This window comes from Streptomyces sp. NPDC037083 (genome assembly GCF_055606485.1).
On the sequence record NZ_JBVJSQ010000006.1, the window covers coordinates 498,213 to 507,106 of the forward strand.

6 protein-coding genes are annotated in these 8,894 nt (G+C 71.2%); 3 read left to right on the forward strand and 3 right to left on the reverse strand.

Annotated features, from left to right (window positions below; all coding sequences use genetic code 11):
- The first annotated feature begins 1 nt into the window (after nt 1).
- Nucleotides 2-538, forward strand: coding sequence for an NUDIX domain-containing protein (locus ACZ7DE_RS19675; protein ID WP_470762794.1), 537 nt, complete (start codon nt 2-4; stop codon nt 536-538).
- Here the strand turns inward: ACZ7DE_RS19675 and ACZ7DE_RS19680 are convergent.
- Nucleotides 529-2,907, reverse strand: coding sequence for a glycoside hydrolase family 31 protein (locus ACZ7DE_RS19680; RefSeq protein WP_470762796.1), 2,379 nt, complete (start codon nt 2,905-2,907; stop codon nt 529-531). The genes ACZ7DE_RS19675 and ACZ7DE_RS19680 overlap by 10 nt on opposite strands.
- A gap of 214 nt (nt 2,908-3,121) precedes the next feature.
- Here ACZ7DE_RS19680 and ACZ7DE_RS19685 point away from each other — a divergent pair, with 214 nt between their 5' ends.
- A complete protein-coding gene (locus ACZ7DE_RS19685; RefSeq protein ID WP_470762798.1) occupies nt 3,122-5,089 on the forward strand; it encodes an acetoacetate--CoA ligase in 1,968 nt (655 codons plus the stop codon).
- Nucleotides 5,090-5,303: 214 nt separating this feature from the next.
- Nucleotides 5,304-6,197: a hypothetical protein gene (locus tag ACZ7DE_RS19690; RefSeq protein ID WP_470762800.1), complete on the forward strand. Its 894-nt coding sequence runs from the start codon at nt 5,304-5,306 to the stop codon at nt 6,195-6,197.
- An 85-nt stretch (nt 6,198-6,282) separates the two neighbouring features.
- Here ACZ7DE_RS19690 and ptsP read toward each other — a convergent pair whose 3' ends face one another.
- Together ptsP and ACZ7DE_RS19700 are read right to left on the reverse strand one after the other, a co-directional pair.
- Nucleotides 6,283-7,953: a phosphoenolpyruvate--protein phosphotransferase gene (gene ptsP / locus ACZ7DE_RS19695; protein WP_470762802.1), complete on the reverse strand. Its 1,671-nt coding sequence runs from the start codon at nt 7,951-7,953 to the stop codon at nt 6,283-6,285.
- Nucleotides 7,954-8,034: 81 nt separating this feature from the next.
- Nucleotides 8,035-8,484, reverse strand: a complete 450-nt coding sequence (locus ACZ7DE_RS19700; RefSeq protein ID WP_470762804.1) for a PTS sugar transporter subunit IIA — start codon at nt 8,482-8,484, stop codon at nt 8,035-8,037.
- Between the last annotated feature and the right edge of the window lie 410 nt (nt 8,485-8,894).

Here is an 8,894-nt window from a genome sequence, read left to right on the forward strand (position 1 = left end):
CGTGTCCGAAACTCAGCACCCCCATTCGAACTCCGCGCGCGACTCCCACTGTTCGAGCTGCGGAGCGCCCTACGGGGAGGGCGTCGCCGGCTGGCCCCGCACCTGTCAGGTCTGCGCCACGGTCGCCTACCGCAACCCCCTGCCGGTGGCCGTCGCGCTCCAGCCCGTGTACGACACCAAGGGCACCGCCCTGGTCGTCATCACCCGAACCATCGACCCCGCGCGCGGGGGCATCGCCCTGCCCGGCGGTTTCATCGACCACCGTGAGGACTGGCGGCAGGCAGTCGTCCGCGAGCTCAAGGAGGAGACCGGCATCGAGGCAGCGTCCCGCGATGTGCGGCTGGCCGACGCCATGAGCTCGCCCGACGGTCACCTGCTGCTGTTCGGGCTCCTTCCCGAACGACCCGCGGACCGACTCCCGGAGTCCGCCGCCACGGACGAGACCGAGGGCTGGCACCTCCTGCACAGGCCTGAGGCACTCGCCTTCCCGCTGCACACGCACGCCGTGCGGGCGTTCTTCGAGGGCCGCTACGTCTGAGCCCGACGCTCACCCAGCCCGCGTATGCGCACCGGGTGGGACGGCGCCCGCAGGCCGTCCTCCCCCTCCAGTTCGACGACGACCCGTGGGCCCTCCCAACGGGCGACGTACCGCTCGATCTCCGGCTCCTCCCAGCCGTCGTCCGAACCCCGCACCACCAGGCCGCCACCCGTCCGCCCGCGGAGCGGCGCCCACGCCTCCAGCTCCAGCCGGCCGTCGTCTCCCCGCACCGGCAGGACGGCGCCCGCGCGCGCGAGCACCGGAATCCGCGACAACGGGGCGTCCACGACCACCCGCCCCGGCCCGTCGTACGCCCGGCCCGTCGCCGTGTCGTACCAGCGCCCCCGCGGAAGCTGCACCGCACGCCGGTCGGCGCCCGGCTCCAGCACCGGTGCCACCAGCAGGCAGTCACCCAGCAGAAAGGCGTCCTCACAGTCCCGCAACGCCCGGTTCCCGGGCGACCCCCACCACACCGGGCGCACATAGGGCGCGCCCGTCCGTGCGGCCAGATGCGCCAGCGTCACGAAGTACGGCAACAGCCGCCGACGCCGGACGAACGCCACGCGCGCGTGCTCCAACACCTCGGGACCGAACTCCCACGGCTCCCGGTGGCCCGCCCGCAGGCCCGGGTGCGTACGGAACAGCGGCAGGTGAGCCCCCAGCTGGAGCCGGCGCACATACAACTCGGGCGAAGCGCCGCCGTCGAAACCGCCCACGTCCGGCCCCGAATACGGCACGCCGCACAACCCGAGGCCCATCACCACGGACAACGACGCCCGCAGCCCCGTCCAGCCCGTGCCCACGTCCCCCGACCGGACGCCGCCGTAACGCTGCAGGCCCGCCCAGCCGGACCGGGAGACGACGAACGGACGCTGCTCCGGAGCCAGCTGCCGCAAGCCCTCGTACGCCGCCTGGGCCATGCACAGCCCGTAGACGTTGTGCGCCTCGCGATGATCGCCCCCGCGCCCCTCCAGTGCGTGCCGCGCCGACCGCGGCAACGTCGACTCCCCGAACGCGGCGAACGACGTCGGTTCGTCCATGTCGTGCCAGAAGCCGGTGAAACCCTCCTCGATCCGCTCGCCGTAGAGACGGCCCCACCACTGGCGCACACGCGCGTGCGTGAAGTCCGGGAACACCGCCTCTCCGATCCGCCCCACACCCTCGACGAGCCGCCCGGACGCGTCCCGCACGAACGCGTCCTCGCCGACCCCGCCGTCGTACACGACGTTGCCCGGCGCGGCCTTGACCGCCGGGTGCACGACCGACACCAGGCGTATCCCGTCCCGTCGCAACTCCTCGGCCAGCACCGACAGCTTCGGGAAGCGGTCCGGGTCGACGGTGAAGACCTGGTGCTCGTCGGAGTGGTCGACGTCGAGATGGACCGCGTCCAGCGGCAGTCCGTGCTCGTGATGGGCCGCCACGATCCGGCGGACCTCCTGCTCGCTGCCGAAGCGCGAGCGGGCGTGATGGTGGCCGAGGGCCCACTCGGGCGGCACCGCAGGCGCGCCCGTGAGCGACGCCCAGGCGAGGAGCACGCGCGCGGGAGTGCCCACCATCACCCAGCAGCGCAACGGCCCGCCGTCCATCCGCACCTCGCACGCCCCCGGCCGGTCGTGCCCCGAGCCTGCCCCCTCCTCGCCCTCCCGCAGCACGACCGTGCCGTCCCACGAGGTGTCGTGGAACACCAGGTGCGTGGCCGCATCCGCCACCACCACCTGCACCGGCATCGTCAGGTGGAGAAGATCGTGCCCGCGACCGGACGCATGCGCGGGATCCGTGTTCCACAGGCGGTACGTCCCGTCGCGCAGCCGCGGCCCGGACGCCCGGCCGCCGAGACCGAAGAAGCGCGCGTCCGCCGCCACCTCCGAACGCTGCATCCAGCGCGCCGGTCCGCCGTCCTGCCGCTCCCACCACCGGGGCGGCAGGTCACGACGCAGTACCACCCCTCCCGGAGTGCACACCTCGATGGCGCCGTGCCGTGAGACCACGACCGTCACCCGCTCGGCCACGACCCGCCAGCCGCCGTCCTTGTCCGGCTCCAGCACCGCCCGCGGGTCCGGTTCGGGACAGGGGCCGGCCAGCGCGTACGACGGCTCGGGCTCCGTTCCGTCCCAGCCCCAGAACACGGCCCCGTTCACGGCGACCCGGATCCTCAGCTCCGAGCGGCTGAAGCGGAGCGTCCCCCCGCCGGGACCCGGTTCCGCGTCCTGCACCAGACCTGGCACCCGGGCGCGCTCGGGGCCCCGCACCGGCAGCCCCGACGCGTCGGCCCGCATCCTGCGCCACGAGGCCTTGACGGTGCGCAACCCCTGGGCGGCTCCCGCGGAGCCGACCGCCTTCATCGAACGCACCAGGTCACGACCGTCCATGCTGCTCACCCTGTCACTGACCGCGGCCCGCGCGCGGGTCGTTCAACTGCCGTTCACCCATGGCGGGACCACATCTTCACGACACGGACTGTGTGGGACCCACCCTGGTGCAGAAGTCGATCACATGGCATCGTCCGTGTCAGCCGCGTCTCGCGCACCACCCCTGCGCGTGCGCGGGCGACGCACACGACGCGCACAGTCCGGGAGCCGATTCATGCCGACCGTGAACCCCGAGCCGCTCTGGCGGCCGGATCCGCAGCGAATGGCCCAGGCCCAGGTCACGAAATTCCAGACCTGGGCGGCCGAGCACCACGGAGCCCCGTCCGGAGGCGGTTATCCGGCGCTTCACCGCTGGTCCGTCGACGAGCTGGAGACGTTCTGGAAAGCCGTCACGGAATGGTTCGACGTCCGCTTCTCGACGCCCTACGCGCGCGTGCTGGGCGACCGCTCCATGCCCGGCGCCGAGTGGTTCCCCGGGGCGACGCTGAACTACGCCGAGCACGCCCTGCGCGCGGCCGCCACCCGACCGGACGAACCGGCCCTGCTGTACGTCGACGAGATCCACGAACCGAGCCCGGTGACCTGGTCGGAGCTGCGCCGTCAGGTCGGCTCCCTGGCCGGTGAGCTGCGCGCGCTGGGAGTCCGCCCGGGCGACCGGGTCAGCGGATACCTCCCGAACATCCCGCAGGCCGTCGTGGCCCTCCTCGCCACGGCCGCGGTGGGCGGCGTCTGGACCTCCTGCGCCCCCGACTTCGGCGCCCGCAGCGTCCTCGACCGCTTCCAGCAGGTCGAACCCGTCGTCCTGTTCACCGTCGACGGCTACCGCTACGGCGGCAAGGAGCATGATCGCCGCGAGGTCGTCGCCGAACTGCGCGCCGCACTGCCCACCCTGCGCGCGGTGGTCCACATCCCCCTCCTCGGCACCGAGCCGCCGGAGGGCGCCCTGGAATGGTCGGCCCTGACGGCCGGGGACGAGGAACCCGTCTTCGAACAGGTCCCCTTCGACCACCCGCTCTGGGTGCTCTACTCCTCGGGCACGACCGGCCTGCCGAAGGCCATCGTCCAGTCCCAGGGCGGCATCCTCGTCGAACACCTCAAGCAGCTGGGCCTGCACTGCGACCTGGGCCCCGAGGACCGCTTCTTCTGGTACACCTCGACCGGCTGGATGATGTGGAACTTCCTCGTCTCCGGCCTCCTGACCGGCACGACGATCGTCCTCTACGACGGCAGCCCCGGCTACCCCGACACCGGCGCGCAGTGGCGGGTCGCCGAACGCACCGGCGCCACCCTCTACGGCACCTCGGCCGCGTACGTCATGGCCTGTCGCAAGGCGGAGGTGCACCCGTCCCGCGACTTCGACCTCTCCAAGGTCCAGTGCGTCGCCACCACGGGGTCCCCCCTCCCGCCGGACGGCTTCCGCTGGCTGCACGACGAGGTCCGCGACGACCTGTGGATCGCCTCCGTCAGCGGCGGCACGGACGTGTGCTCGTGCTTCGCCGGAGCCGTCCCGACCCTCCCGGTGTACACCGGCGAACTCCAGGCGCCCGGCCTCGGCACCGATCTGCAGTCCTGGGACCCCGCCGGCCACTCGGTGATCGACGAGGTCGGCGAGCTCGTGGTCACCAACCCGATGCCGTCGATGCCGGTCCGCTTCTGGAACGATCCCGACGGCAGCCGCTACCACGACAGCTACTTCGACACCTACCCCGGCGTATGGCGTCACGGCGACTGGACCACCGTCACCTCACGCGGCTCCGTCGTCATCCACGGCCGTTCCGACTCGACCCTCAACCGCCAGGGCGTGCGGATGGGCTCCGCCGACATCTACGAGGTCGTCGAGCGGATCCCCGAGATCAAGGAATCCCTGGTCATCGGCATCGAGCAGCCCGACGGCGGCTACTGGATGCCGCTCTTCGTGCACCTCGCCCCTGGCGCCGTCCTCGACGAAGGACTTCTCGGCCGCATCACACAGGCCATCCGCGAACAGCTCTCACCGCGCCACGTCCCCGACGAGGTCATCGAGGTCCCCGGAGTCCCGCACACCCTCACCGGAAAACGCATCGAGGTCCCGGTCAAGCGTCTCCTCCAGGGCACCCCGCTGGAAAAGGCCGTCAACCCCGGCTCCATCGACAACCTCGACCTCCTGCACTTCTACGAGGCCCTCGCCCGCAAGCGAGCCTGAGCACACCCCGTACCGGGGCACACCTCGACACCGGGGTGTGCCCCGGCGCCTTGCCGGGCACGCCCGCGAGGCACCGGGCCGTCCGGCTTCCTCAGCCCGTGACCTGCAGGTTTCGTTGCCGCCAGGCTCGTCGACCAACCTCGGAAACCCTCACTGTCAGTGCCGTCGATTACTGTGAGTGAGCATTGATCGACCGTGCACACAGGGGGAGAACATGGCACACACCGACCACCAGACGATGCGACGTGTCCTGCGCCGCGAAATCGCGGGCACCATCGGCGTGCTCCCCGACGAACACGACTTCCGTGCCATGCGGCGCTACCGCACCTTCACGTTCGACGACCACGCCACCTATCTCCAGCAGGTCGAAGGCCTGCTGAGGACACGCGCCCTGCAGGGCAGCCACACCACGGTCACCCTCTTCGACCCGCTGGAATACGCCGAATTCTGCGCGGCGAAGGGCCTCGACGCCGACGTCCCCGCCAACCGCACCCGCTTCACCGCGGAACTCGCGACCACCGGCCCGGCCGTCCCCTACGAAGGCCAACCCCTCGCCGACCTCCTGTCCGTCCTCGTCGACGAAGCCGTCCGACAGGCGACCTGGGAGTACGCGGCCACGCTGCTCGCCCGCCTCGGCGGCTGCGCCACCTGCGGCGAGGACATCGGCCGGGCCGCCTTCGCCCGCGCTTCGGACCTCGTCGCCCGCATCCTCGACACGGCCCCACCAGGCGACCGGCATCTCGTCTGCAGCGTCACGGGCACACCCGAAACGCTCGTCGCCGTCCTGCACGCGGACGACGAGGCCAACGGCACCCCACACATCGACGAGGCCGAGGCACTCGAGTTCACCACGGTCCTCGCCCTCGGGCTCGCCACCCAGACCCCGGGCGGCCTGGTCATGCGCACCACCGCTCCGGACGCCTCCGACCAGATCTACGGATGGCGCCTGCGCGGTGACGGCCTCGAACCACTGACCGCCGGTGAGGTCTTCGACGCCTACTGCACGGACGTCGAATCCGGCGACCTCATCTCACCCGAATCCAACGTCGACTACTGCTTCCCGCCGGACCTCGGCCCAGAGGGACGGACGCCCGGCCACACCCACTGACCGAAAGGACGCCCCCCTACGCCAGGGGCGCTCCACCCGATGGCGGAGCGCCCCTGCTCACCGACCCGTCACAGGCCGGCTCCTCCTACTCGCCGGACAGCACGGCCTGCGCCGCGCTGCGCGCCTCCTCAGCACTGTCCGTCGCACGCGCGGCGGCCGCGGCCCGCTCGCACTGAGCCAGCGTGTACTTCGCCAGCGCGCTGCGCACGTAGGGAATCGATGCCGACCCCATGGAAAGAGAGGTGACCCCCAGACCCGCCAGCACACACGCGAGCAGCGGATCGGCAGCGGCCTCGCCGCACACACCGCAGCTCTTGCCCTCGGCCTTGGCCGCCTCGGCGGACAGGGCGACGAGGTCCAGGAGAGCGGGCTGCCACGGATCCTGCAGACGGGACACCGCGCCCACCTGCCGGTCGGCGGCGAACGTGTACTGAGCGAGGTCGTTCGTGCCCAGGGACAGGAACTCGACCTCCTGCAGGATCGAACGAGCCCGCAGAGCGGCCGACGGAATCTCCACCATCGCGCCGAACTTCGCTCGCAGACCCGCCTCACGGCACGCGTCCGCGAACGCCTTGGCGTCGGTGCGGTCCGCCACCATCGGGGCCATCACCTCGAGGTAGACCGGCAGTCCCTCGGCTGCCTGCGCAAGGGCCGTCAACTGGGTCCGCAGGACGTCCGGGTGGTCCAGAAGCGTCCGGAGCCCGCGCACGCCCAGAGCCGGGTTGGGCTCGTCGGCCGGAGTCAGGAAGTCCAGAGGCTTGTCCGCCCCCGCATCCAGCACGCGCACGACGACGCGCCCCTCGGGGAACGCCTCGAGCACCTGCCGGTAGGCCTCGACCTGCTTCTCCTCGGACGGCGCGTTCTTGCTGTCGTCCAGGAAGAGGAACTCGGTGCGGAAGAGCCCGACACCTTCCGCCCCGGCTTCGAGCGCGGCCGGCACGTCGGCCGGTCCGCCCACGTTCGCCAGCAGCGGGACCTTGTGACCGTCAGCGGTGGCGCCGGGCCCGGTCGAGGCGGCCAGTGCCGCCCTGCGCTCGGCGGCCGCCGCCTCGAGCTGCGCCTTCTTCTCGTCGCTCGGGTTGACGAAGATGTCGCCGGTGCTGCCGTCGACGGCGATCACCGTTCCCTCCGCGAGCTCGCCGGCGCCGGGCAGCGCCACCACGGCCGGCACACCGAGAGCACGGGCGAGGATCGCGCTGTGACTCGTCGGCCCGCCCTCCTCGGTCACGAAGCCGAGCACCAGCGTCGGGTCCAGCAGTGCGGTGTCCGCGGGCGCCAGGTCCCGGGCGACCAGCACGTACGGCTCGTCGCTGTCCGGGACACCCGGCATCGGGACGCCCAGCAGCCGGGCGACTATACGGTTCCGCACATCGTCGAGGTCGGCCACGCGACCAGCCAGGTACTCGCCGGCTCCGGCCAGCAACTCGCGGTAGGCGGCGAAGGCGTCGTACACGGCACGCTCGGCCGTGCTGCCGACGGCGATACGCCGTTCCACGTCGACCATCAGCTCGGGGTCCTGAGCCATCATGGCCTGGGCCTCGAGCACCGCCTGGGCTTCACCTCCCGCCAGATTGCCGCGCGCCATCAGGTCGGCTGCCACAGCCTCCACGGCCTTGCGGGCACGCCCCTGTTCGCGCTCCGCGTCCTGCGCCGGGATCTGCTTGGCAGGCGGTTCGAGCACCGCCGTTCCCATGTGCCGCACCTCGCCGATCGCCACACCGTGACTCACGCCGACGCCTCGCAGCGTTGTCTCCATCTCACCCGTCTCCGATAGTGCGGCGGGTCCCGCCGCCGCGGTGGTTGTCCTGTGTGCCGCCGGATTAGGACGGCGTAGGCATCACTGCCAGGAAAAGAGAGTGTCCCCAGCCTTCACGTCGCCGTCTTCCCGGAGGTCGGCGAGAGAGTCCGCCGTGGCCTCCAACGCGACGACCGGGCACACCGGAGACTTGCCGGCGGCTTCCACCGCGCTCGGGTTCCATCGCACGATGCTCTGCCCGCGCGTGACCGTGTCGCCCTTGTTCACGAGAAGCTCGAAGCCCTCCCCGTTGAGCTGCACCGTGTCGATCCCGAGATGCGTGAGCACTCCGTGCCCCTCGGCGTCGACCACGACGAAGGCGTGCGGGTGCAGAGAGACGATGACGCCGTCCACGGGGGCGACCGCCTCGGAAGGTTCACGCTCCGGGTCGATCGCCGTGCCCGGGCCGACCATGGCCCCGGAGAAGACCGGATCCGGCACCGCGGCCAGTCCGATGGCGCGTCCAGCGAGCGGGGACGTCACGGTGGTCATGGGAAGCCTCCCAGGGGTGGAGATGTATATGGGCCGTTACTGCCTGTCCAGGACGGCGGCGCACTGTGCAGCAGGGTATGTCAGATGAAGTACCGGTTCTGCACGAAAGCTCCCGATCCGTGGTCTAGACCACTAGCCTAGCGGATTTGCAGCGGCTCCGCGGCCCCGTGTACAGTCGTACTCCTGCTTGAGGGTGGGCGGCGCGATCAAGCGCGTCCATCGAGCAGCACCCAACTTGTCAGATCCTATCTCTGGATCATCTTCTGCATGCCTGCAGGACGGTGGTCAGGGGGCCGGAAAAACCCTGATAGAGTGGGAAACGCAAGACCGAAGGGAAGCGCCCGGAGGAAAGCCCGAAGAAGTTCGGGTGAGTACAAAGGAAGCGTCCGTTCCTTGAGAACTCAACAGCG